At 37.5% G+C, this 23,689-nt stretch carries 20 protein-coding genes; 5 read left to right on the top strand and 15 right to left on the bottom strand.

What is annotated here, in order from left to right; all coding sequences use genetic code 11:
- Positions 1-30 precede the first annotated feature (30 nt).
- The 6 genes from IEX65_RS09515 to IEX65_RS09540 all read right to left on the bottom strand — a co-directional run bounded on the left by IEX65_RS09515 (position 31) and on the right by IEX65_RS09540 (position 8,915).
- On the bottom strand, positions 31-1,020 hold the full coding sequence (locus IEX65_RS09515) for a DUF8740 domain-containing protein (protein ID WP_188765810.1): 990 nt from the start codon (positions 1,018-1,020) through the stop codon (positions 31-33).
- 58 nt (positions 1,021-1,078) lie between these two features.
- Entirely contained in the window at positions 1,079-1,387 is a 309-nt protein-coding gene (locus IEX65_RS09520; RefSeq protein WP_188765811.1) for a LytTR family transcriptional regulator DNA-binding domain-containing protein, read from the bottom strand.
- A 397-nt stretch (positions 1,388-1,784) separates the two neighbouring features.
- On the bottom strand, positions 1,785-4,418 hold the full coding sequence (locus tag IEX65_RS09525) for a 3-coathanger stack domain-containing protein (protein WP_188765812.1): 2,634 nt from the start codon (positions 4,416-4,418) through the stop codon (positions 1,785-1,787).
- A 125-nt stretch (positions 4,419-4,543) separates the two neighbouring features.
- On the bottom strand, positions 4,544-4,939 hold the full coding sequence (locus tag IEX65_RS09530) for a response regulator (RefSeq protein ID WP_188765813.1): 396 nt from the start codon (positions 4,937-4,939) through the stop codon (positions 4,544-4,546).
- Between the two features lie 176 nt (positions 4,940-5,115).
- Positions 5,116-5,850 carry a LytR/AlgR family response regulator transcription factor gene (locus IEX65_RS09535; RefSeq protein ID WP_188765814.1) on the bottom strand — a complete coding sequence of 245 codons (735 nt, stop codon included), beginning with the start codon at positions 5,848-5,850 and terminating at the stop codon, positions 5,116-5,118.
- Positions 5,847-8,915, bottom strand: a complete 3,069-nt coding sequence (locus IEX65_RS09540) for a sensor histidine kinase (protein ID WP_188765815.1) — start codon at positions 8,913-8,915, stop codon at positions 5,847-5,849. Before IEX65_RS09540 ends, IEX65_RS09535 begins: the two co-directional genes overlap by 4 nt.
- Positions 8,916-9,125: 210 nt before the next feature.
- On the opposite strand from IEX65_RS09540, the gene IEX65_RS09545 reads away from it, so the two are divergent.
- Positions 9,126-11,132 (top strand): tetratricopeptide repeat-containing sensor histidine kinase, encoded by a 2,007-nt coding sequence (locus tag IEX65_RS09545; RefSeq protein WP_188765816.1) that lies wholly within the window; start codon positions 9,126-9,128, stop codon positions 11,130-11,132.
- Positions 11,129-11,755 (top strand): response regulator, encoded by a 627-nt coding sequence (locus IEX65_RS09550; RefSeq protein WP_188765817.1) that lies wholly within the window; start codon positions 11,129-11,131, stop codon positions 11,753-11,755. Before IEX65_RS09545 ends, IEX65_RS09550 begins: the two co-directional genes overlap by 4 nt.
- A gap of 61 nt (positions 11,756-11,816) precedes the next feature.
- On the opposite strand, the gene IEX65_RS09555 is transcribed toward IEX65_RS09550, so the two are convergent.
- The 9 genes from IEX65_RS09555 to IEX65_RS09590 all read right to left on the bottom strand — a co-directional run bounded on the left by IEX65_RS09555 (position 11,817) and on the right by IEX65_RS09590 (position 21,098).
- Positions 11,817-12,743 carry a hypothetical protein gene (locus IEX65_RS09555; protein WP_188765818.1) on the bottom strand — a complete coding sequence of 309 codons (927 nt, stop codon included), beginning with the start codon at positions 12,741-12,743 and terminating at the stop codon, positions 11,817-11,819.
- A 142-nt stretch (positions 12,744-12,885) separates the two neighbouring features.
- Positions 12,886-13,695 carry a C1q-like domain-containing protein gene (locus IEX65_RS09560; RefSeq protein ID WP_188765819.1) on the bottom strand — a complete coding sequence of 270 codons (810 nt, stop codon included), beginning with the start codon at positions 13,693-13,695 and terminating at the stop codon, positions 12,886-12,888.
- Positions 13,676-13,804, bottom strand: coding sequence for a hypothetical protein (locus tag IEX65_RS28120; protein WP_262891843.1), 129 nt, complete (start codon positions 13,802-13,804; stop codon positions 13,676-13,678). Before IEX65_RS28120 ends, IEX65_RS09560 begins: the two co-directional genes overlap by 20 nt.
- A 28-nt stretch (positions 13,805-13,832) precedes the next feature.
- On the bottom strand, positions 13,833-16,112 hold the full coding sequence (locus tag IEX65_RS09565) for a VWD domain-containing protein (RefSeq protein WP_188765820.1): 2,280 nt from the start codon (positions 16,110-16,112) through the stop codon (positions 13,833-13,835).
- Positions 16,113-16,142: 30 nt separating this feature from the next.
- Positions 16,143-17,006, bottom strand: coding sequence for a C1q-like domain-containing protein (locus IEX65_RS09570; RefSeq protein WP_188765821.1), 864 nt, complete (start codon positions 17,004-17,006; stop codon positions 16,143-16,145).
- 119 nt (positions 17,007-17,125) lie between these two features.
- Entirely contained in the window at positions 17,126-19,027 is a 1,902-nt protein-coding gene (locus IEX65_RS09575; protein WP_188765822.1) for a histidine kinase, read from the bottom strand.
- Complete coding sequence (locus IEX65_RS09580; RefSeq protein WP_188765823.1) at positions 19,024-19,776, bottom strand: LytR/AlgR family response regulator transcription factor; 753 nt, start codon at positions 19,774-19,776, stop codon at positions 19,024-19,026. The genes IEX65_RS09575 and IEX65_RS09580 overlap by 4 nt, the downstream gene beginning before the upstream one ends.
- Positions 19,777-19,848: 72 nt before the next feature.
- On the bottom strand, positions 19,849-20,499 hold the full coding sequence (locus tag IEX65_RS09585; RefSeq protein ID WP_188765824.1) for an acetoacetate decarboxylase family protein: 651 nt from the start codon (positions 20,497-20,499) through the stop codon (positions 19,849-19,851).
- 74 nt (positions 20,500-20,573) lie between these two features.
- On the bottom strand, positions 20,574-21,098 hold the full coding sequence (locus IEX65_RS09590) for an NADPH-dependent FMN reductase (RefSeq protein WP_188765825.1): 525 nt from the start codon (positions 21,096-21,098) through the stop codon (positions 20,574-20,576).
- A 257-nt stretch (positions 21,099-21,355) separates the two neighbouring features.
- Between IEX65_RS09590 and IEX65_RS09595 the strand changes: the two genes are divergently transcribed.
- From IEX65_RS09595 to IEX65_RS09605, 3 genes are all read left to right on the top strand, one after another.
- A complete protein-coding gene (locus tag IEX65_RS09595) occupies positions 21,356-21,640 on the top strand; it encodes a DUF3817 domain-containing protein (RefSeq protein WP_188765826.1) in 285 nt (94 codons plus the stop codon).
- Positions 21,641-21,728: 88 nt separating this feature from the next.
- On the top strand, positions 21,729-22,823 hold the full coding sequence (locus tag IEX65_RS09600) for a sensor histidine kinase (RefSeq protein ID WP_188765827.1): 1,095 nt from the start codon (positions 21,729-21,731) through the stop codon (positions 22,821-22,823).
- Positions 22,824-22,933: 110 nt separating this feature from the next.
- Complete coding sequence (locus IEX65_RS09605; RefSeq protein WP_188765828.1) at positions 22,934-23,626, top strand: LytR/AlgR family response regulator transcription factor; 693 nt, start codon at positions 22,934-22,936, stop codon at positions 23,624-23,626.
- Positions 23,627-23,689 lie beyond the last annotated feature (63 nt).

Consider the following 23,689-nt stretch of genomic DNA (forward strand, 5'->3'; position numbering starts at 1 on the left):
ATTTTTAATTTAAGAATTGACTAATGAATCTTAATTGATACGGATATATACCCAGAAGTTTAAGTTGTCGGGGCGGGTTTCGTTGCCACCCGCAGAACTTGTATTACCTGTAGCAGAACCATAAATAGAGTGTGAGTGACCACCTGCTGATTCAGTAAACAAGCTATTCCATGTTAAGTCCGCTGCACCACTTCCTGTTATCCTTATACCATGTTGAGAAAGACTTAAGTTTTCATTTGCTGCTTTAAATCCACCTACACCATTTGCCCCAGAGTTAATTCTTAGATTATGCGAATGAGACCCATCAGAGTTTGTACCACCACTAATTGATAAATTTGCTGAGTGAGTGTGGCTTCTATAATCTTCAACTTGTACTTGGGCAATCGGGCTATTTGTATCTCTATTATCATCGTAGTTCGTACTATTAGCAAATTCTTGGCTTCTGATAAACAAACCACCACCATTAGGTAGTGAAGTCATTCCCGTAATTTGGCGTAATTTATCGGTTGCAGCCAATGCACGTCCATCCATCGGCACCCAACAGTTTCCATTTACAGCGGCAAATTGCGTAGGATTTAATATTGAATGTTTCACATCTCCCACGGCACCTGAACAAACAACTTCTTGTGCTTTTGGCGAGCCAAGCGAGTAGGGAGCAAAAGTAAGCTCTGTACGTGGCGTAAGTTCAGTTCCTTGTACGGTTACACCAACGTAGTAAGTAGAGGCACCCCAGTTAAGGTTTTCAAGTGATACAGTTTTACCAAGGTGGGTGCTATATACACCGCCAAAGACATTAATGGTTTGGTCTTCTGTCCACTCGGCGGTTCCACCTGCTTCTTGTGTATAAAGCTTGAAAGTGATTGTCTGCTGGCCATCGGCAACTGCTTTGCCATTGGCATCTTTTAAGAAGCCTTGTAGCGATATTTTCTTAGCTTGCTGAGCTGACGCTTCAAAAGCAAAAAACAGACTGAGAGTAAATACTAACGGAATTAATTTCGAAAGTGTAAAGGATGTTTTCATTGTATTTGTAATTTAATTTAAGACAAAAGAATTTATTTGGATATCTGATAAAAGAGAATTAGGAAAATGCAGTTTTGTGCTTGCGGCGAGAATACGTGAATTTTGAATTGTCAGCCAACTCAACCTCCTGTACTCCCTGCTGACTGATTACTTTTTGCGGGTTTATCAGTACGCCTTTATTGATTCGCTGGAAATCTTGAAAAACACTCTGCCAATAGCTAAGGCTATAGCTAACAATAAGCTTCTTTCCGCAGTCGAACTTAACTTCGTTGTAAGGCTCTTGCCCGAGATGCTTGATGTAGAGAATATTCTGGTGTTCGGCTAATTTAATGACCCTTGTCTTACGCCGTGGTGTATTGCTGCTCATATTGCCTGTGTGTTCTTAATTTTTACTTTTTGAGTTTTTGACTGTGCAAATGTAGGGAGGCGTTTTTTTTCCTTGACTTAGGGGTAAACCCCTGTTTTTTTTCCTAAATCTGAACAAATTGAATGGCTATTAACCTTGCCATTTTCTATACAAATATTTACTTATATTGTATGATGAGCAATAGGCTTGCAGGTTCTACACCGTGAACGGTAAGAATATAATACGTGAATGGTAGAACTTATTACGTGAAAGAATTCAGCGAAAAGCGAAGGAGAATGCTTATAAGTACTTTTTTATGTAGAAACAGAAGTTGTTATTAAGAAAAAAGAGTACCCAAAGAGAAGATATTTTCTTGGATACTCTTGAATTGATATTGGTTGTTTTTTAGTATATACGATTAGTTAGTACACCCCTGAATATACGCTTGGAAAACTGTACCATTGGCTGCTTCAAAGGTTGTTCCACCGCCGTTGGTACTGGGTTTTAATTCTACTGATTTACCTGCTTTCATTGTTACGGTAGCAGTGCCAGTAATTTTATTGCTTGCCGAAATGCTCTCTGAGGCTTGGAAAGTTGTCGTACCAGTTGCTTTATCATCGGCTGTACTAATCAAGACTAATGTTGTTGGGCAAGGCGTACTGTTTTGGTTGAGTTTTGTTGTAAAAATGCCTCTTCCGTGAGTGGCAACAGCAACTGTGTTATCAGAAGAACGATAGCGTAACATATCGCATCGTACATTGGCCAAGCTGGCGTTTGTCGGAGACCATTGTGGGTTGGTTGCCGTAATATCACTCGTTGACCAAACACCCAGTTCAGTTGCCAAAAGTACCTGTTTGGTATCAACAGGGTTAATGAGTGCATATCTAATCGGTATATTTTGTAAACCATACCCTGTTTCGTCTTTTGATGTCCAGTTTGTACCACCATTTACCGTATAAAATACCGACTTGATATTATAGTTAGATTTTGTGACTACCATTGTTTGGCCACCATTGGCAAAGTCAATACTTGATACATTTCCTACGGAAGTATTAGCTTTATCCATAATTTTTGTAAGCGTAATAGTTTGGTCGGCATCAGGAAGATTTGCTGTTTTATAAACATCTCCATCGGAGGTTCCGATGTACAAAGTATTCGATGGCCCTACTTTGATAACTGATATTTTGAGGGCTGTAAGAGCTGGTAAACCTGCATCTAAGGTATATACCACACGAGCAACCGCATAATTAGGAGCTGTTCCCGAAATAAGGTATCGTCGTATTTTGTTTTCGGTGACCGACTCATTTTTTATAGAGTAATCGGTATAGAGTTTATTGTTAGGCGAATCATAATCTGCGGCATTAATAAAACTACCTCTTTCTTTATCGTTATCAAGAGCAATTGCCCCTGTTTTGTTAGTTGGACCATTCGGAAAAAGCTCAACATCTAAGTTTGTATAGCTTGCAATAAGGATATTGGAATCTTCTTGGTCAATAAAGCAGAGTCCACCATCACCGCCTTTTATCTCGAAACCATTTCCTAAAGTGCCATAGTTTGAGGTAATCGTTTGTGAACCATTATCTTGAGCTCCACCCATTACTAAACCCGCATTAGCTGCTCCAGCCATTGCAACACCAAAAAATTGTGTTACGTTGTAGCCATTTGTTCTACGCTGAAAATCAGGTGCAGTAGCTGTGGCATCGCCCCACTCAGCTGAATAAAAAACTCCACCATCATTACCAAATATAGCTTCATTCGGAAAACCAGGGCGTGCTGCGAAAGCATGATTATCCACAAAAAACTTATTGGTTGGGGGATAAAAATAATTAGACCCATATTCAAATTTCCATGCTGGATTTCCACTTACTGAAACGCCTCCTGTATAAGAAATTCCAATCGTAGTGCCACCTGCATAAATGACATTTGGGTCGGTTGGTTTTATTCCCAATACAAGATTATATGTGCCTTGTTTACCCGTAAAAGGTGGTTTGGGGTTTGATTCTCCATCAACATCGAGAGGTACAATTACATCTGTCCAATTAGCCCCAGCATCAACACTTTTCTTGAAAAAAGCAACTCTTGAACCCGCCGCTACTGCATAAATTACTTGAGAATTTCCACTTGTACTTGGGGCAAGTGCTAATTCGACTCTACTTGGTGCGAATGTACCCGCTGGTGTGATAGTTGTAAAAGCACTGGCCGTATTATCGGTTGACTTATATATTTTGGGGTTGTTTACTCCTCCTTCGGCAATGTAGAGAATCCCGTCACTACCCATTTTCATATCAGTTATAATGCCAGGATTGTTGTAGTCAATGGCTGGAGCTCCAGTACCAGTCAAAGTAGCCCATGTTGTACCGCCATCGGTTGATTTCAATACCCCTTGAAAAGTAAGTGCAAAAACGTGTCCTTGGGCATTAACTACTATATTCAATACTTCTCTCCAACTGGAAGCAAGAGTAGTACTATTTACATAGTCGGGTATAGTAGAGGTCAATAGCGACCAGCTTGTACCACCATTGGTTGATTTCCAAATGCCACCACCACCTGTGCCAGACGCCCCCGTATTATCTGTTTTATCTGATGCACTTCTTTCGCCTGTGCCTACATACATAATTTGGGTATTGCTGGGGTCATAAGTAATGCAGCCAATGGCTATATTATCCCAAAAATCATTCACTTTTGTCCATACTGTGGTGTTGGTAGTAATATCATTATTGTACCATAATCCACCAGAAACACCACCTGCCCACACTTTCTTTTTGTTGGCATCGTTTGGGTCCCACATTAAGGCACGAGTACGCCCACCCACATTATTTGGCCCACGTTCTACCCAAGTTATGTTTGGAATTGGAGCCATCAATTTTATCATTTTCGACATGATTGCTCTCGATTTTTCGAGTTCATGGCGAGGCATTAGACCTGTCTTGGGGTCTTTTGTTCTCTCGTATTCAAATCTGGCCCTTTCTTCGGGGTTTTCTTTTTCTTCTTGTGATATAGCAAAAAACGGAATACTCAACAAGAGCAAGTATAAGTAGAGGTTATTTTTCATAATAAAAGGTTCTTTCTCTGTAAAATTAGTATGTTTTTAAGTTTTTCTTAGAAAAGGTGCGTAGTAACAGGCATTTTTTATTGAATGGTAAATATCAAGGCTTTTAATATTTTGAATACTTATTTTCAACTATCTAAGGCATACAAATTACGTTTCGAGAATAAAAACGATTCGATATGGGTTTTGAAAATATACTCATCGACTGGTTTTTGAAGATAAAATTTAGTGAAGTGTAGCGATTTGTATTGATTATAATAGACTTGACTTTCGTAGGCACTGCAAATAATCACCCAAGTTGAGGCGTCTTTCAGAAACTTTATGAGGTCGATGCCTGTGACTGATTCTTGTAGCTTGATGTCAACAATAATGAGCATGTATGACCGCTTCGAGACTTCGTTTAGGAATTCTTTCGAGCTGCTTATATAAAGTGTTTCGATTTCGGGAAACTGATTGAGAATCATCTCAATAGAAAGTTGGTCGCTCAGAGAATCCTCTAAGACCAAACAGTTGAATTGTTTCATTATTTATGTGCCTGATTCAATGCACAAAGGTTCTGAACTATTCAAAGAAATGCAATACCAGCTTCCCTGTCATTGCGTGAATGGTAGCTTTTATTACGTGAATGGATGTTTTTTTAGCGTAATTGGTAATCTTGAGTATGGCCCCGAAACATTCGTATATTGATGATGGTTCTACGTTAGACAGCTTTATCAATATACTTATCAATAAATAATTGTTTGTTGCTTCTACTAATCTGAATTTGGTGCTTGTCGATTTCGATATAATTTTCTTTGATATTGATGCGTCGGACGGCATTCATGTTTACCAAAGAATTGCGATTTGCTTTCTCGAAGTAATATTCTTTCAATAAATCTTCAAATGTTTTTAACGAAGTATAAGTAGTATATTTAGTTTTATCAGTGTAAACCGTTGTGGCGTGGTCGGCGGTTTCGATAAGTATAATATCGGTATAGGATACTTTGTAGAGATAATTGCCTTGCTTGAGCATAACGTAGTTGTCGGGAATAATGGTTGTACTCACCGCAGCAGTTTGTTCTTCCTTTTGATTAAACAAAAACGACTCAAGGTTGGTCTTGAATATAAATTCGTCAATTGGTTTTTTGATGAAAAACTTATTGAACTTCAATGACTTATACTGCTCATAATAATCTTTGCTATCCATCGAACTCGAAATGATAACCCACGCCGAAGTATCGGTAATTGAATGAATCAAATCAATACCTGTGAGCGAATCTTGTAGCATAATATCAACAATGAAGATGTGATACTTTTGCTTCGATAATTCCTGCAAAAATCCCTTCGGAGTGTTGACATAAGTTGCACGAATTTCGGGGAATTGGTCCAAAACCATCTCGATAGCCAGCTGGTCGTTGAGGGTATCCTCCAATACTAAGCAGTTGTAATATCTCATTTGTGTTTAGGTAATGTTTCAAATTGCAGTCTGGCGATAAATGTATCTTTACTCTCCAGTTTATCAAGTTTTATGCCCGCTTTTTCTAAGAGGGGTAACAATAAAGTCAGTCCCAGGCCTAAGCCGTTGTGTAATATACGATTTTCGTTACCCCTTTGGTTTTCTATCTCTAAAAAATAATTACTGTCTGATACAAGAACCGAAACTTTAATTTTTGATTGTGGAGTTGAATGTACAATGGCATTAAAAAGTAAGTTTCTTAGTATGATTACGAGTAAACCATAGTCGAATTTTGCCCATATATCGGCATTAACGATTTCAAACGAAAGAGATTTTTCATTCAATTCATCGGTATAAATATCAAAAATCTGATTGATGAGTTCTCCTAAATTTCGCTCTGTGAGATTCAACTCCCAGTTTTTATTGGTACTTTTTACCCAATAGACCAGTTCATCAATGAGCCACAATACTTTTCGACTTTTGTTTTCGGTTTCTTTGCCGAGCAAGAAGAGCCTTTCGTGGTCATTTTTTTGAGTGAGATATGCCAGTTTTTTAGATAAATCATAGAAACTTTGTATCGGATAACGAACGTCATGTACTAACAGTGAAAGCAAAGTTTCTTTCAGTGTCAAGCTTTCTTTGAGTGAGTGGGTTTGTTCATCTACTTTCTTTTGCAGAAGCTCATTGCGTAGGCGTAATTGATAAGTAGAGTAGGTGATAACTCCCCAAATTAAAAGACCTAAAATAATCAATACGATTGGTGCAAAATACCATTCAAAATACAAAGGTTTTTGTCGATTAATGGTTAGTTTTTGGATACGGGCCTCAGTAAAATTATCGCAACTCACAACTCTGATTTCGATGTTTGTTGTACCGTGGTCAATGTTGTTGAGTAATAATTTTCGGTCAGATAGTGGCACCCAGTCACTCTCTACCGACTTATCGCTGCGGTAGTAGTATTTTTTGTTACAATCATACTTATAATCTTCGTATGCAAGTATCAGTTCGATACTGCTTTCGCTGCGTTCGAGGTCAAGAGATGATTGATTGAAGTTAGTAAATTCTCGATTTTTTGACAACCCTTCGTAGGTATATAAGGCATCTATTTTTATATCAAATTGTTTTTCTTTTTGACTCGAAAAATTGATTGGGTTTATTACATTCAGCCCGTTGATTCCACCAAAATATAAAATATCATTATCGTCTTGGTAATGTGCCAATCGATTACACTCTTTGGTCGTAAGGCCATCGGTTTCGGTATAAATTTTTAGTAAAATCCCTTTGTCGTCAAAGTGCCAAACCCCTTCATCTGAGCTGGCCCAAACTCCATTATTTGTGCGATAAGCCGACAGGTATTTTTTTCTCTGAAAATCAATATCTTGTATAAAAGGACTTGTGATTCGTTTGGTCAAATCATAAACCCAAATACCGCTAATGCTGGAAATGAGTAGTTGATTTGCTTCTTTTTTGTCTTTTCGTATCGAAAAACAAGTCATTTGAAAATCTGCTTGTTTGGGAAACGGTATTTTCTCAAAAACTTCATTGTTTTTCAATCGGTATAAACCCGCTTCTGAAGCCACCAAAACCTCGTTTTCGTTGACCACAAAGAAGTCATAAATAATAGAGTTTTTTAAGGTTTTATCAATCTTAGGATATTGCTTGGTTTGTTTTCTTTTCTTATCGTAGAAGATAATTCCCTTCTTTTCGAGTCCCAATAAAAGTCCGTCTTTATACTGAGCAATCGACCAAATTTTGGTGCTATCGAGTTGGCATAAAGTAATGTCTTTGTTTTGTTGCAAGTCTGTTTTAAACAAGGCGTTTTCGCCAAAGAGCAAATCGCCATCTTTGTCTTTTAGTACCGATAAAATGAAGCGGTTATCAGCTCCTATTTCTTTCTCAAATTGTTTGATTGATACGACCTTATCGGTTTTAAGATTTATCAACTGCCTTCTTTTGTTGGTGTTGACAATGAGTCTTTCATCGTCGATTTTTAAGATAGCTCGGCACGAATAATTATCATTGATTTTATCGGGTTGAGAATTTTTTAAAAAAGTCTTTATTTTTTGCTCAATTAGCCTAATGATATGCACACCATTATTGGTCGTCAGAAACAAATTTCCCTTGTTATCGCTGACTATATCATGAATCAAAAAGTCAAACTTTTCTCTTTTGAGCAAAACCATATCTTTATTGAAAAACTCAATGGCATTACCTTGGTTTACGACGAAGAAATCTTTGTTTTTATCATAAATGATATTTCCTAAATAACTGTCTTTTGAAACCTCAAAACGCTTACTGAAAGTACCTCCAACTTCAGTTAGTTCGATAACTCCTTCGGTGATATGTGCTACATAAAATAGACGATTATCAAATTCCAGAATTGACCTGATGAACTTAGCTTTGAGTGGCTCTTGCCTAATGATTTTGCCATCAGTATTTAGATGTATGAGGTGCGTATCGCTTCGAGAGTCTTTTTCGGTACATACAACTATGCCTTTTGTGCCAGCATAAAGTAGTTTGACTGGCGTTTTAGCCAGTGTAGCAAGCAAACTTAGCTTTTTTGTTTTTAGGTCGAAACGATATATCTGCCCAACTTTTGTGCTGATGTATATTTGTCGCTTCGAGTCGGCTATGATTGAGTGAATAGGAAGGTTTTGACCAATGTATTTTTCAATAGCAACCGAGGTCTTATTGATGGGATTGAAAATGACACATCGCTGAATATTAAACGGGTAATACCACTCGAAGTTTTCGGTGAGCCAAAAATTCCCCTCGGCATCTTCGATGGCAGAATTATAGCCTTTGTTTGAATAGGCATTGGCAAATTCAAAGTTTTTAATGTTTCCGTTTTCTAACAGACCAATTTTGTTGTTAGTCAAAAACCAAACATTGTTCTTAGAATCAATGAGTGTGGAATTGACGTGGCTATCACTTAGACCATCGTTATTGGTCAAGTGTTTTCGGATAAGTGCCAAATCATAGTGAACAGTTTGGCCAAAAAGAAAAGTACTTAAGAAAAAAAAGCTTAAAAAAAGCAATTTTTTGCTCAAAAAACGTGGTTTCATTGTGGCTTGGTTATTAGGTCGTAAAACTAAGTAAAATGCGAAATACAAAAAACACCTTCTGATAAGTATTTTTTGTTTTGTTTCGATACATTTTCACTGTGCAAATTTATAATTATAGTATTTTGCTGGATACAAGGGGAAACCCCTGTTTTTGTCTGAGGTATGATTAGTAGGATATTTTAAAACTATATTTGCTTTTTTAAAGGCTGTATGAAAGATTTAAGAGAGTGTTGGCTACTGCTTTTGTTAGTGGCATTTGTAATTTCTATCGGGCAAGGATGTAGCAGCGATGGCGACAAAACAATGAGGAAATCTGAGATTCAAAAATCAGATAGTATTCATAATTGGCTACTTAATGATAAAAATTACGTCAATAAAGAGCAATATCGAAAGGTGTTTATGAAGCATTTTGATGAGGCTATTGCAAAGAAAAACTATGATGAGGCAAAGATGTTACTCGTGGATTATGGAGATATGATTTTTCCGCTTCATGCTTACGATAGCCTTTATCATCGTACATTAAATAATTTTATTGATAAACACAATGAAACACTTCTCAGTGATTCGACAAGTGCAACACTTTACTATCTAAGTGCTAATCAATATCATAATTTGAATCAAGTTGAAAAGATGCGTTTGTTCACCTTGAAAGGATTAGAGAAATGCAATTTTGCTCATGCCGAAAATATGATAATAAGGCTCAAGAACTTCATGGGTTTGTATTATACCGAAAAAAGCCAGCCCGAAAAAGCGATACAGGTTTTTATGGAGGTAATTCCTTTAGCCGAAAAACTAAAAGCCTACAGACGTTTGGGGTCTCTGTATAATAATATGGCATATTGCTATGATATGCTCTATGCCTCAACGGAGTCGGCAAGAATGTATGAAAAGTCGGCGAAGAGTTTTTTGCTGGCCAAGGATACCACTAATTATCTTGATTTATCAATAACCTATGCCATTAACCAACTATTTTTCTCTAACGATACACTCAAGACAGTTCGTTTGATAGATTCTTCTTTGGCGGTATTTGCAAAGTACAAGCAGGCCAGAGGTATGGACAGTTGCAATGCTAATAATGGCTTGGCCTATAAATATTATTTGACTAAGCAGTATGAAAAAGCCAAATATCATATTGATAAAAGTACAGATTACTTCAAATCGGTAGGTAATGAAGAACTCTTGCCTTATAATCAGAATTTAGCAACACTTATTTACTTTGCTCAACACAAGAAACTTGAAGATTCGCCCAAAGTGGAAGAGTTAGCCAAGCAACTTTTGGCAGACGAGAGCTACTATGATGCGATAGAATTATACGGAATTTTATATGCCAATGCCAAGACACAAGGTAATTATGCCAAGGCTCTTGAGTTTCGCAATAAAGAAGTAAGCTTGAATGATTCCTTAACCGTTAAAAATCAAAAAGGACAATTGTTTGAGTTAGAAAAAAAATACGAAACTCAAAAAAAAGAACAAGAGATACTAACTCAGAAGAACGAAATTTCTCAAAAAAATACCTTTATCGCTTTATTGGTGGCTTCGCTTGCGGGGTTAGTTCTGATAATTATAGTTTATTACTTGTGGCAAAAACAAGCGAAACTTAAACAAGAAAAAGAAAATGGTATGAATTTTACGAAGCAACTACTCGAAAATACCGAAGAAGAACGCAAACGCATTGCCAGCGATTTGCACGATAGTATCAGCCACGAATTACTCAATCTTAAATCTATCTTTACGCAAGATTTGGCAGTGGTAAACACAAAGATTGATACAATAATCAACGATATTCGAGGTATTAGCCGAAATCTCCACCCTGTGATGTTTGATAAAATTGGACTCGTACCGAATATCGAACAGTTGGTCGAACGAATCCAGAATCAGAATAATTTCTTTATAAGTACCGATATATCTTATGCAGGAAAACTCACTTCGGCCGACGAATTACAGATTTATCGTATCATTCAAGAAGCTCTCACTAATGTCATTAAATATGCTAATGCTCATGCTGCCAAGATTACTATCGAAGAACAACCCGATAAGATACTTGTCGAGCTGAGAGATAATGGACATGGATTTAATGTAAAAGAAACCCTAAATAGCGGAAAAGCTTTTGGGCTGCATAACATCATCGAACGAAGCCGTGTAATTGGTGGCGAAGCCAACATTACTTCATCACCGAATGGTACAATTATTACGATTAACATACCCAAAAAATTATGAGAATACTTATTGCCGACGACCACCCTTTTACACTTATGGGTACAAAAGGTTTTGTAGAATCGTTGGGCTACAAAGTAGAAGACATCTGTTCAAATGGAATTACGGCCTATAATCTCATTAATACGCATCAACCTAATATAGCCATTCTCGACATCAATATGCCAGGCATGGATGGCCTCGAAGTACTCGAAAAAGTACATAGGCAGAAGCTAAAAACCAAGGTTATTTTGCTTACAATGCACAAAGAAATGACGATTTTCAAGAAAGCAAATCAGTTGGAAGTGTCGGGCTATATTCTGAAAGAAAATGCCCAAGAAGAGTTACAGTTGTGTTTGGAAGCCGTGAAAAAAGGGAATCAGTATGTCAGTAAAAACCTCGAAAATGATTTATTGATAGATAATTCTCAGGGTAGTAGCGATGAACTTTTAAATAAATTGAGTTTTACGGAAAAGAAAATTCTCGAACTAATTGCCCAACAAAAAACCTCGAAACAAATAGCCGAGATGCTATTTATCTCCGAAAAAACCGTTGAAGGACATCGAACCAATATTATTCAGAAGCTCGAACTACCAAAAGAAAAAAATGTGCTATTAGTTTGGGCGAGTAAATATTTTAAAGGATAGCTTTTTCTAATCTAAGAGTTAAAAAAGCGTCGGCAAATTAGTAGTTTGCCGACGCTCGAATTTAATTTTTCAACAATCCGCCACCACCTGCGGCTTTCATCACTTCTTTCAAATCGGCTTGGTCGTTGAAGATTTCTACTTCAATATTCTCGAAACTACCGTTTTCAAACTTATTGGTTTTGGAGGCTCTGCCCAGAATTTTTATTTCTCGTAGTTCGCCATAAACTTTACCAGAAATGATGGCTTTATTGCCAGAAGTTTGCCATTTGCTAATCTCAACCGTGAAATCAGTATCTGCTTTACCATTCACAAAACCGTAGATGGTCGTATTATTTTTATTACCATCGGCCGCTCCCGAAAAATTGATTTCCATGTCTTTAGGACTATACTTGGCAGGAGACTCTTTGGGATTGAAAATCTGAATAGTCAATGTGCGGTCATCGGGTGAATCAACGCTGCCAAATTGGAGTTGCAGATATGGTTTGTCAATATAATTTTTCACTCCTTTTCTCCATAATGATGCCCCTTTGTAAGTCCCTTTCCCTCGGAAAGACTTTCCATCGAGCGTAGTCTTGAAATTGACACTCGCCGAAAGTTTTGCATCAGTTTCGGCTTTCATTGCACCAGTATTTACCTGAAAACCAGCAGGGTAGGCTTTGTAGCCTGCTATTAGATAGTCTTTACCTTTTGATGGGTCTTCGGTAAATTTTACATCAAAAAAACCGTATTCACCTGCCTTGACAGCATTAACTTCTTGACGATTATCTCCTTGAATTTTTACGATTGTACCTGTGAATTTTCTGCCCGTAGGGGCGTAAATTTCGAGTTTGTCATTCTTCTTAATTATTCCTGTTAATACTTTTATATTTCCATATTGAAGCAATGGGTCGTCAGAAAGGAACAAAGTGCCGATTTCGGCAGTGAATGATTGGGAATAGCTCCACAACCCCCAGAGAGAAAATATTAGTGTTAAGATGATTTTTTTCATGAGTTTGAAAATTTAATTTATTCAAAATGAGCTATTTAGTTATTTTATTGAAATACAGATTTGCTAACTGTAAGTATAAGTACACGAAAATCAGGTTTTATTAGACATAAAACCCGATTTTCAATAAGTGTATAAATAAATATCAATAGACCTTATGCCCCATAAATCGAATGGATTTATCACTGACATCTCCTAAAGTTAATGCCTCTCCAGTTACGTTGTTTTTTTGAAAAACCCTCACCTGAACATAGTCGTTGGCATTGAGGTAAATATCTGCACTCAAATTGCTTCCTCCCCGGGCTGTTGCATTAGTGGTTGTGGTATTAAAATGATTGAGTCGGGAGATGTATGGAGTTCCATTTTTTAGAAGAGTGATTTCTAAATAGCCAGAATTTACAGCACTAACCCAATACATAACTGGTATCACAACATCAAAATGATAAACTCCAGCTGAAGGTGCCGTAAATCTGCCAGTTGATTCGCTAAACACTGGGGGGCCACCACTCGCATAGTTATAATCGGCTATGTCAAAAGACGCAAGTGTTTGGCTTGTATTATTATTGAGCAAAATTAAAGCTCCCAAAGGTGCAGAAAAACCAATGTTAGGATTGAAATTAACCGAAGCCCAAACAGGTGTACCGTTCCCAAGAGACATCAAAACATCACCTAAGGTTCCTGCGTTTCCACCCACTCGCATAGCACCGACCAAATTCATCCCAGCCCCCATATTAAACCTTGAATATGCCGTAATTCCAGTACCATCTCCAAAAATCTTAAGCCTTTGGGTGTCGCCAGTATAAAAACTTAAATCATGTGCGTTTTTTGTTCCAATCTCAAAATTACTGTTTATTGCTTGCAAATACCCTTTGAATACTGCTCCTTCATAAAAGGTTATGTAAGGGGCATTTCCTTGGAATCGAGCCACTTCACCACTATCGAGCCACTTCACCACTATTGAATATATGCAATGGAATTGATGAGAGAGTATTTTGACCAATGCCGATAGAGTAAGGCAAAGCTTGTACCTGTGCGATACTACGTAAGCCTATAAAGGCAAACATGAGAGATAAAATAGTTCTTTTCATGGGTTTATTTTTGAATTTTAATGTCGATGTCATAGTAAGAAATTTTGGAAACTGGATTGATGCCAGTTCCTATGACTCTGAAAAGCCCCTGCTTGCCGTCTGCCGTAATGAAGGCAAATACATTTTGGTTATCAATGCCTTTACTGAAGTCTTCGATTACAGCTACGCCATTTTCATAATCTGAATTTTTATTCAATTTATTCTGCAAAAGGCTACTAATTCCAGCCGAATTCTGAACATTGTAGAAATCTAAATTGCTGATTTTGAGTTTAAATGCTTTGTCCGAACCATTCGAGATTTGAATCATGCCTGTGTTCCAGATGTTCCATGAGATTGATTTGAGGTAATCATTCAAAGAACCAACTCCACACGAAATTCCACAGGTTTTCAGAAAACCGAAAGTACAAATCGAATTCTGAATGATGTCATAATACGCCACGCCATCAATGGCTTTATTTGTCTTAGATTCAGCAAAAGTGTAAGTTTTACCTGTATCAAAATCAATCACATTTTTAATATCGCTTTGGTTTTGGCGAGTACCGACTTCGACTCGTACATTCTGAAAATAATTGATGTCCGCAGCCACAGGAAGACTTGTAAAAGAGGCCAGACTTTGAACCCATTTGGCAGATTCGGCAAAGGCAATATCGCCCGTAAGGCTCACATCATAGACGCACTGGCTCAGATATGGCTCACGGTTGATACCCGCCTGACGGCAACGACTTTCGGCTTGCTGAATGGCCGTCAGGCTAAATACAAACTCTTGATATGGGAATTTGGTATCGGTAAAACTCAATGAATTTTTGCCGCTTTCGTAAGTAAAAATAGACTCAGCTTGTTTGATTCGCCACGCATCAGCATAGGCGGGGTACAAGCCTTTAAACGAGCGGTCGGTCAAGGCTTTGCCATCAGTCAATACCAAATCGTTGTTTCTGTTGCCGTCAAAATCTCCTAAAAGACCTTTTAATTTGCCTTTTCGAGCGTCATTCAAATAAACCAAATAATCAATTCGAGATTTATACCTGATAATAACCTCATCTTTGGTGGATGAATAGACTCTGATTTCTTCGGCATTTTTGGTAACCAAAGTATTATCCGAAAGGCGTTTTGACACGAAAGCATCATTTTGAGCTTCACCATTAATCAATAGCCTAAATGGATTTGAAAATACATTTACCACATCTTTATCGAACCTTACGGCAATTCCTGTATTGATTGTTGCTCTTTTCTCGGTAGCATTTACAGGTTCTTGTCTTACTTGAATTAAAAATTTATCAGTAGTTGATTGCACAGCAGTAAACTCGCCATGACCCATAAAATCGTAAGCAAAACCATCGTGGGTTGTAAGGTGTGGGTCGCCATGCCCTCCGCCTACGCCGTCGAGTAAACCTGGGGTTTGGAGTTCGTCGTTGCACTCACAAGCCTTACGTGTGAGCCACGTATTTGCTACGGTCTGGCCACAGTTCGATAAGGCTTGCCCTGTTTCAGTAACAATATTTGTGAAACAATCTCTTTCTGCTCCGCCTGCTTCGGGGCATTGGATGGCTGGACGATTGTTTTGAAGATTATCAATCAATTTCTTGGTTTCGCTACAAGCATCGAGAGCAGTGCGACCTGCTGTGAAAGTAGCAAGAATGCCCAGTTCGGGTGCTGCCAAAAGTGCTGCCCCAGCCGTAATACATCCTGCAATATTTTGCCCGATGTATGCTCCAGCAGCAATTCCACCAATGGTTTTATCGCAAGTCAATACACTATTCGGGCGACCATTTTTGGTATAATCAATGCCATTTGCAAAATAGGCTTTGGCTTTTTGTGCCAATTCGAGGTTACCTTCATACATTATTTCGCCTTTCTTCGAGGAAACTTCTTGACCATCGGCTTTTTTCTTTACCGAAATATCTACTTTATTCGACTGGTAATTGGAAAATTCAATGATAAAACCATTCGATGTTTCGGCTTTTGAAGGCAAGAAATCGGCATTGAAATCATACTTTATCCAACCGTTGTTGGTAGTATTGACCAAAATCAATTTATCGAGATTGGTCATTTCTCCTCTGGCGTTTTTTTTGCCTGCCGCTATGACTTGTAGCTTTTTATCTTCATAAGAAGCCACATAGCCAACCGCAATATTGGGGTTGGTTATGATGGCTTGCTGAGCAGTCGTCAATGAAGCAGGTTCACCCAATTTGAAGGTTGGATTAGTAGTATTTCCACTTCTTGGGACATTATCTTTTGAGCAAGCAAGAAATAAAAATATAGATAAATAAGAAATTATTTTTTTCATCTTAGTGATTCCAGTTTTGGAGGTATCAATTTAAAACACTTTGTACCCTGAAATTGTCCTATTCCCGTTATAACCACCACTGATATTGAGGGTACTACCAGAGATTTGCAAGAATGTAAAATATACAATATCGTTGCTTTGTAAAGCCATTTGAAAAGTACATTCTAAATTTTCTGAATAGGTATTACCAGAATTTACCCTTAGAATTTTGTTAATTTGCTCTCTTTGTACGAAATTCTTATAGGCCCTTATTATTGCAGGTACACCATTATATGAAGCTGATGAAGGATATTGAATCTTTACGGTAAAACTGTAAAGACCATCAGAAGGTGCAGTAAACTCTCCAGTCGAATTATCAAAATTATTGCTAAAATCATAACTCTCTACTAAGCCTGATAATAATACGTCGGTGTTATTAGGTATTGATAAACCACTACTTAAGTAAGAATCAAAACCAACTTTCCTATTCTCCCAAGTAGGCGGGTTTGCCGAGCCTTTTGAAACCAAAATCATTCCATCGGTACCACTATTTCCTCCAGCAGCCTGTAATGAACCACCTAAAAGCTGAATACCGTTATTGAATGTAACTTTCCCAGTCGAGCCACTAATATTCATTCGTTGGGTATCACTTGTATAGAAATCCATGTCGTAGTTGTTTTTTGTGCCTATTTCGAATCTAAGCCCAATAGCTTGTAGATAACCATTCATATTGAGACCATCGTAAAACGAAACATAAGGCCAAGTTCCCTGAAACCGAGCTACTTCGCCACTTTTGTTGATATGAAGCGGAATGCTTGAATTAATGCCAGTACCGATTCCGATGGAGTTTGGAAGTGTTTGTACTTGTGCTATAAGCGATTGTGTAAGAAACAATAAGAATAGTGTTTTTTTCATGGGTATTTAAGAATTTTGTTCTCAAAACTCCTAAAACCTATAAATATCTACAAGCCACAATGAGTAACTGGTGGCTATGAGTTGATAACTTGCAGGAAATGGCAGAAAATCGGTAAGGCTTATTTCGGAATCGTGAGGATAACCTTTGTGCCGACTGGCTGATTTTTTGAATCGAATTTGTCCATTATTTGACAGCTAATATCCCAACCGTGAATTTTATTGAGGAGTTTCAATCGTTCATCATTGATTTTTAAACCCATTGATTGATGTCCGTCTGAATTGCTTTTTAGTTCGGCGGCACGATTTCGACCGATTCCGTTATCATCAATCAGAATTTCTATGTTTTCTTCCAAATCTCTTACGATGAGCTGTAAAGTACCTTTTTCTTTCTTGTTGGTTAAGCCGTGCTTGATGGCGTTTTCTATATAAGGCTGGAGAAGCAATGCTGGAATCATTATGTTTTCTGTGTCAATTTCGGGCGAAATTTCAAAAATGAAGTCAAATTTTTTCTGAAAACGTAGCTGCTCTAGTTTCGTATAGAGTAAAATTGTGTCAAGCTCTTCTTTAAGCGTAACAACTTGCTCTTTTGATTTCTGCAAAATCGAACGAATTAGTGTCGAGAAATCGGTCAGATAATCGGCTGCTTCATCGGTTTTGTTTTTGATGATATAGCTCTTGATAGAATTAAGGCTATTGAACAAAAAATGTGGATTTATTTGCAAACGAAGCGTATTAAGTTCAGACAACGAAACGGCTTGTTCCAAATCGTTTTTCTGATGAATAACTTCGGTAGCTTTATAGGCCAAACCCATCGAGAAAAATAAAATTTCGAGCAAAATACACGCATTAAAATATACATTTGGGTAGTGGTCGAGCAAATCAGAGCTTTGCGGAACCCAGTTCATCCAGCTCGAAATAAACCCAAAAATGCCACCCAAAAGCAAAAAAGTACTACCAATTTTAACATATAAAGCCAATTTAGTTTTAATTTGATAAACATAAAACAACATCAACGCCCCAAAAACTGATAAGAAAACCTGTGTGAAAACACTGAGATAAATTTCCCAGTCGTATCGCTGCAAAATGAGTGTAAAAAGTAATTCCAGTACAATCAAAAAGCTAATACCTTTGAGGAAAAGGTTGCTCAGTTTGCCGATGCGTGAGTGGGTGCGTGCGTAAGCCAGAAATTCGGCAATAAATAAAAAGTAACATAGCTGAGTCACGAGTACATAAAAGTTTTGTCGGAGTGAAATCAGCAACAAAGAAGAATATTTCAACAGGAAAAAGCCGTAAGAGGAGTGTTCAAACCCCCAAGCAACAAAGGCCGACATGGCAAAAAGGTAAAGCGAATAATACAAAATATAGCGTTGTCGGTTGAGTAAATATTGCAGGAATGTAAATAAAGCCAAAAACAATAAAATTCCGAGAAGAGCATAATTGCTGCCAATTGCAAAACGGTTGTCGTAAAGGTCGCTTTCTTTCTTTTTGGCTTCCCATTCATAAGTAACTATCGTGGGCTGGACTCGTATTTTTTTTAGCGAAAATTGGGTGATTTCTACATAAAAATCATAAGTGGCTTTGGGAGGAATAATGATAGGTAAATATTGTCCATCAAACCTGAAAGGACGTTGTTGGTCGGGTAGTAGTTTATCATTACTTGCTTGACTTACAAGTTTCTGATTATCAAACACATAGATGCTGGTTTGAAAGCTGCTCCCTGCCGAAAACAAAGCTTTTAAAGTATCAGTTTTTGAAGGGTTTCTTAGCTGAAATCGAAGCCAAACATTGGCTTTATATCTTGAAATATGATTAAAATCGGGTAGTTTCTTGAAGCCTTGAAATTGACTTTTTCGAATATCATTAATCGTTTTTTGCTTGGTTGAATCCAATAAAAAAAGCGTTTGGTCTGACAAATCAATGATTTCTTTTCGCTGAAAACTGCTGTCAATTTCAATCGCTTTCTGAGCGAGTAAAGGCAAGCAAAAGCTCCAAAGCAGTAGTATGAAAATGCTTTTTTTCATGCACCAAATTTTACCATGCTCATCAATTTGGTTTTGTTGGCTCTCGAAACCTGCAAGGTTGTTCCATCATTCAAAATCACCGAGCCTGTATCGCCCTTGATGTATTTACGCACGTGTTCGAGATTCACCAAATACGAATTATGGATTCGAGCAAAAGTAGAGTCATTCAAGATGCCTTCAAACTCTTTGAGGGTTTTCGAAATCATTATTTTTTCTTGGTTTTGCAGCACAATCGTGGTGTAATTGCCATCAGCTTTAGCGTAGGTAATCTGCTGCATATTCACAAATTCCAAACCCTCGAAAGTTGGAATGGCCACTTGCTGCCGTTTCTGAATATCTTTTTGCATATTTGCCAGCAAAAGAGCAATGTTTTGCTTCATATTGATGTTTTTTTGCTTGCTTCTTATCTTTTCGGTGGCTCGCAAAAGGCTTTCTTTGGTAGTGGGTTTTACCAAATAATCAACGGCACAAAAATCAAATGCTTTAAGGGCAAAATTATCGTAGGCGGTTACAAAAACCACATCAAAGTCAATATTCGAGACTTGTTTCAGTAAATCGAAACCATTGAGAAGGGGCATTGAAATATCCAAAAAGAGGGCATCAAAAGTATTTTGATTGATAAAATTTACGGCCTCAATCGGATTATCGAACTTTTGTAGAATCTGAAAATCGGGGCAGAAACGCTTCAATTCGGCCTCCAGAATATCCAAACACTCGGTTTCGTCATCTACTAAAATTACAGAAATCATTGCTTTTAGAAATAGGTTTTAATCCAAATTTATTGTTTTTTCCTATCTTAAGCAATTGATTATCGGTAAAAACTAAAAATACTTGCTGGTAATTTCGGGGTGCGGAAATTCCATTTCAAAATCGCTAACGGCCAAGATAGATAAAGGTTTTAGCTGCGAAATAGGCGGGAAGTATGATGAATCAACTTCAATATTGAGCAATTTGGTAAAGGATGCTTTGCCTTTGGCGGGTGAATTGGTTATCAATAAATCATTGCCAAGTTTTTGGGCAAGTTTCAGTGGGAAAAATTTAGTAGTAATCGGAAATTTGAACGAACGTTTGTGAAGATGAACTTTGAAGAAGGTTTTTCCAGCAATCATTACTTCTACAACTTCTTCTTTTTCGCTCAATTTAGAGATTCTAAAATCGGCTAATTCCTTCGGAATTCCCCAGTTGGCAATGCCATTTTCTACACTTTCTTGGCTCGAAACATAGATTTTTGAAATCGAGAAAATCTTCTTCTTATCAAAATTCAATCTCCCTGGTACAAACAAAAGTTCGTGATATGGCCCAACGTCTGAAGTTGCATAATCAACCAACATAACTGTACCTACAAAATCGCCATTGAATCTATCAGCTTGATAATCAGCCAGAAAGCCAAGTTTTTTAACAAACGATTTCGGGAAATGATAAAGAAAAATGTATCCATTACCCTTGAGTTTCCACGGTGGCGGTGCTTGCATGTTTTGTTATCAATTATTGGTTGATTGGTTACTGGTTTTGACTGCCTACTGAGAATCGCCCATTGCTCACTATTTCAAAACGCTATCAAAGCCTTAGCTTGTTTTTCGAGAAAATTCCGATAGACCTCAAACGTAAATTCTTCGCCGTTAAAATGAGCTTTCATGTTGCCAAATTTCATGCGTAAACCCATTACGTCAGTTCCCATATAGCTCAAAATATCATTCAAATGTCCGAGTCCAACGGCATTTCCCAACATTCCTGCCGAGATTCCGACCAAAGCTGCTTTTTTGTTATTGAAACTATCGGGGTATCGTAAACCATCAAAGAAAGTTTTCAAAACCCCAGGAAACGAACCGTTGTATTCGGGTACAATAAATACAAATTTTTTGGTTTCATCAACTATTTTTTGAAACTCATTAAAAGCCTCGTTTTTACCTGAATTGTGGTACAGAGCCGAAAAAGCAAAATCGGCTGGGAGTTCTGCCAAATCAATAATCTGACTTTCTTGACCGAGCGATTTTAAAAGATTTTGGTAATTGATTCCTACTTTTTTTGAAAGTGAATGTTGACGGTTAGTACCTATTATAATGCCAATCATGCTACTATTTTCTATGGTTTAATTAATTTTTATTGGTTGTTTTTGTTAGTGAATGACCTCACCCAACCCTCTCCTCGTAGGAGAGGGCTTTACTCCCTTCTCCTCAAGGAGAAGGGCTGGGGATGAGGTACTTAAAGCACAGATTTTCCTCTACCCCACAGTTTAGCTAACAAAAAAAACGATAAAATGTTCACCTTCCGAGAAAATCCCAACGCTCAATTCGCAAATCTCGTATCTTTGTCAAAAACCAAAGATTTATGTTTAAAACCACCTTAGATAAATTCAGAGTCGTAGCCTTTTTAGAAGGTTGTTCGTTTATACTTTTCGGAATCACGATGCCACTCAAATATATGTTGGGTTTTCCGAAACCAAACTATTTTGTGGGTATGGCTCACGGTGTGCTTTTCATAGCCTATGTTGTGCTTTTAACTATGGTGGTTATTCAATACAAATGGTCGTTGAAAAAAGCTGTTTTGGCATTTTTGGCCTCATTTGTGCCTTTTGGTACATTTTATGCCGATAAAAAACTATTCAGAGAATAAATATTCTCCGACAAAAAAGCAGTCTTCTCCTCAATATTTGCCAAATTCTCGTCTGAAATCTTTTAATTTACATCCAAATTAAAGACAGATGAAAGACCAAACTCGCCAAATATTGATTCACGTAATAGCCATCATTGGCTTTTTATCATTGGCGTTTATTCCATTTTTTCAAGGGAAATCCAATGAGCTTTTCAACCCTTTGGCAGGGCGAGAGTTTTTGGGTTATGGCTTGCTGATTCTCATTTTTTACTTCAATTACTATATTCTCGTTCCAAGATTATATTTTTCAAAAAGATACGTTCTTTACTTTTTCGCCATCGTTTTAGTCTATTTGGCATTTAGGCGGTCGGGGAGTTTTATCATTGGGCAAAATGAATTTTTGAATCGTTCGCCGCATCAGATGGTTGGTAAATCAATGCCACCTCCGCCACCAATGTTTAAGTCTGGCGAAAGACCTTCTCCACCACCTTACGGAAAGCCCCCTCATAATCAACCCGAAGGAGATGTATTTATTGATGTCAACCAAAAAATATTTCCGTTTTTGGTGGTAATTTTTTTCTCATTGATTTTGCGAGTAAGCAGCCGTTGGCGAGAAACCGAACGTGAAAAAATGAACGCCGAATTATCTTATCTAAAGGCACAAATCAATCCACATTTTTTGTTCAATACGCTCAATAGTATTTATTCGTTGGCCATCATGAAATCCGACGAAACGCCTACGGCAGTTGTGAAACTTTCGGGCATGATGCGGTACGTTTTGAGCGAAGCCACGACTGATTCTGTCTCGCTCGAAAAAGAAATTATTTATATAAAAAACTACATAGATTTACAGAAAATTCGCTTTGGAGAATCAATTTCGCTCGATTTTTCGATAAATGGTACGACCAATGGCAAACAAATTGCTCCATTGATTTTGATTTCATTTATAGAAAATGCTTTCAAGCATGGCATCAATGCCGAAGAAGATTCGGTCATAAAAATAAAGATAAATATTATTGACGAAGAGTTGTTTTTGAATGTGTTTAATAAGAAAGTAGCGGTACATATTTCGGAAGAAAACAAAAGTGGTTTAGGCGTAGAAAACACACGTAATCGCCTCGAATTACTCTATCCGAAAAGACATAAATTATCAATTTTCGATACAGAAAAAGATTATTTGGTAGAACTTTCTATTGTTTTGTAAGCGTTCGTGGCACGCTGTGCGTGGCACGGATAAAGTTTGTATCTTCTATTTTAATGAATTCATTTTTTTATCCGTGCCACGCACAGCGTGCCACGAGAAATGTATAATCAATGATAAAAGCCATTGCCATCGACGACGAACTTCTTGCTTTGAAAGTGATAGAAAGTTTCTGTGCGAAAGTTGATTTTATCAACTTAGAAAAGACCTTTCATAAGCCCAAAGAAGCCCTCAGATATTTGGAGGAATATCCAGTTGATTTACTTTTTCTGGACATTAATATGCCATCCATGACGGGCATTGAGTTGTTTCGCAGTGTTACACAAAGTACGATGGTTATTTTCACGACTGCGTATAGCGAATATGCTGTTGAAGGTTTTAATCTGAATGCGATTGATTATCTGCTAAAACCATTTACATTCGAGCGTTTCCTGCAAGGTGCCAACAAAGCCCACGAGCATTTCAAGATTCAGCAACCAAACGATGCCGAAACACCGTCTTATTTATACATAAGAGCAGATTATCGTTTGCATAAAATTCCGCTGACTGATATTCTATTTATTGAAGGGTTAGATGATTATTTAAAAATTCATATTGTTGGAACAAAACCAATTGTAGCTCGAATGACCATGAAAAATATGCTTGAAAAACTTCCTGCAAAAGATTTCATGCGAGTGCATCGGTCTTTCATAGTGCCTTTTAGTCGAATAGAAAATGTACGAAACAAAATCATTACAATTGGCGAAGAAGAAATTCCGATTGGTGTTAGTTACGAAAAGACTTTCTTTGAAAATTTTGGAAAATAATGTAGGACAGATTTCTAACCTGTCAAAAGATACGAATTTGCTTTGCGAATAGAATTCTTCATA

This window comes from Emticicia aquatilis, from assembly GCF_014644295.1.
Lineage (GTDB): Bacteria > Bacteroidota > Bacteroidia > Cytophagales > Spirosomataceae > Emticicia > Emticicia aquatilis.

Bases quoted from the DNA above. Each gene is read 5' to 3' on its own strand.
- IEX65_RS09580 (WP_188765823.1), bottom strand. From the start codon at position 19,776: ATGATTTCTGTAATTTTAGTAGATGACGAAACCGAGTGTTTGGATATT.
- IEX65_RS09590 (WP_188765825.1), bottom strand. From the start codon at position 21,098: ATGATTGGCATTATAATAGGTACTAACCGTCAACATTCACTTTCAAAA.
- IEX65_RS09575 (WP_188765822.1), bottom strand. From the start codon at position 19,027: ATGAAAAAAAGCATTTTCATACTACTGCTTTGGAGCTTTTGCTTGCCT.
- IEX65_RS09595 (WP_188765826.1), top strand. From the start codon at position 21,356: ATGTTTAAAACCACCTTAGATAAATTCAGAGTCGTAGCCTTTTTAGAA.
- IEX65_RS09605 (WP_188765828.1), top strand. From the start codon at position 22,934: ATGATAAAAGCCATTGCCATCGACGACGAACTTCTTGCTTTGAAAGTG.
- IEX65_RS09535 (WP_188765814.1), bottom strand. From the start codon at position 5,850: ATGAGATATTACAACTGCTTAGTATTGGAGGATACCCTCAACGACCAG.
- IEX65_RS28120 (WP_262891843.1), bottom strand. From the start codon at position 13,804: ATGTTTGCCTTTATAGGCTTACGTAGTATCGCACAGGTACAAGCTTTG.
- IEX65_RS09545 (WP_188765816.1), top strand. From the start codon at position 9,126: ATGAAAGATTTAAGAGAGTGTTGGCTACTGCTTTTGTTAGTGGCATTT.
- IEX65_RS09550 (WP_188765817.1), top strand. From the start codon at position 11,129: ATGAGAATACTTATTGCCGACGACCACCCTTTTACACTTATGGGTACA.
- IEX65_RS09520 (WP_188765811.1), bottom strand. From the start codon at position 1,387: ATGAGCAGCAATACACCACGGCGTAAGACAAGGGTCATTAAATTAGCC.
- IEX65_RS09540 (WP_188765815.1), bottom strand. From the start codon at position 8,915: ATGAAACCACGTTTTTTGAGCAAAAAATTGCTTTTTTTAAGCTTTTTT.
- IEX65_RS09555 (WP_188765818.1), bottom strand. From the start codon at position 12,743: ATGAAAAAAATCATCTTAACACTAATATTTTCTCTCTGGGGGTTGTGG.
- IEX65_RS09525 (WP_188765812.1), bottom strand. From the start codon at position 4,418: ATGAAAAATAACCTCTACTTATACTTGCTCTTGTTGAGTATTCCGTTT.
- IEX65_RS09585 (WP_188765824.1), bottom strand. From the start codon at position 20,499: ATGCAAGCACCGCCACCGTGGAAACTCAAGGGTAATGGATACATTTTT.
- IEX65_RS09565 (WP_188765820.1), bottom strand. From the start codon at position 16,112: ATGAAAAAAATAATTTCTTATTTATCTATATTTTTATTTCTTGCTTGC.
- IEX65_RS09600 (WP_188765827.1), top strand. From the start codon at position 21,729: ATGAAAGACCAAACTCGCCAAATATTGATTCACGTAATAGCCATCATT.
- IEX65_RS09515 (WP_188765810.1), bottom strand. From the start codon at position 1,020: ATGAAAACATCCTTTACACTTTCGAAATTAATTCCGTTAGTATTTACT.
- IEX65_RS09570 (WP_188765821.1), bottom strand. From the start codon at position 17,006: ATGAAAAAAACACTATTCTTATTGTTTCTTACACAATCGCTTATAGCA.
- IEX65_RS09530 (WP_188765813.1), bottom strand. From the start codon at position 4,939: ATGAAACAATTCAACTGTTTGGTCTTAGAGGATTCTCTGAGCGACCAA.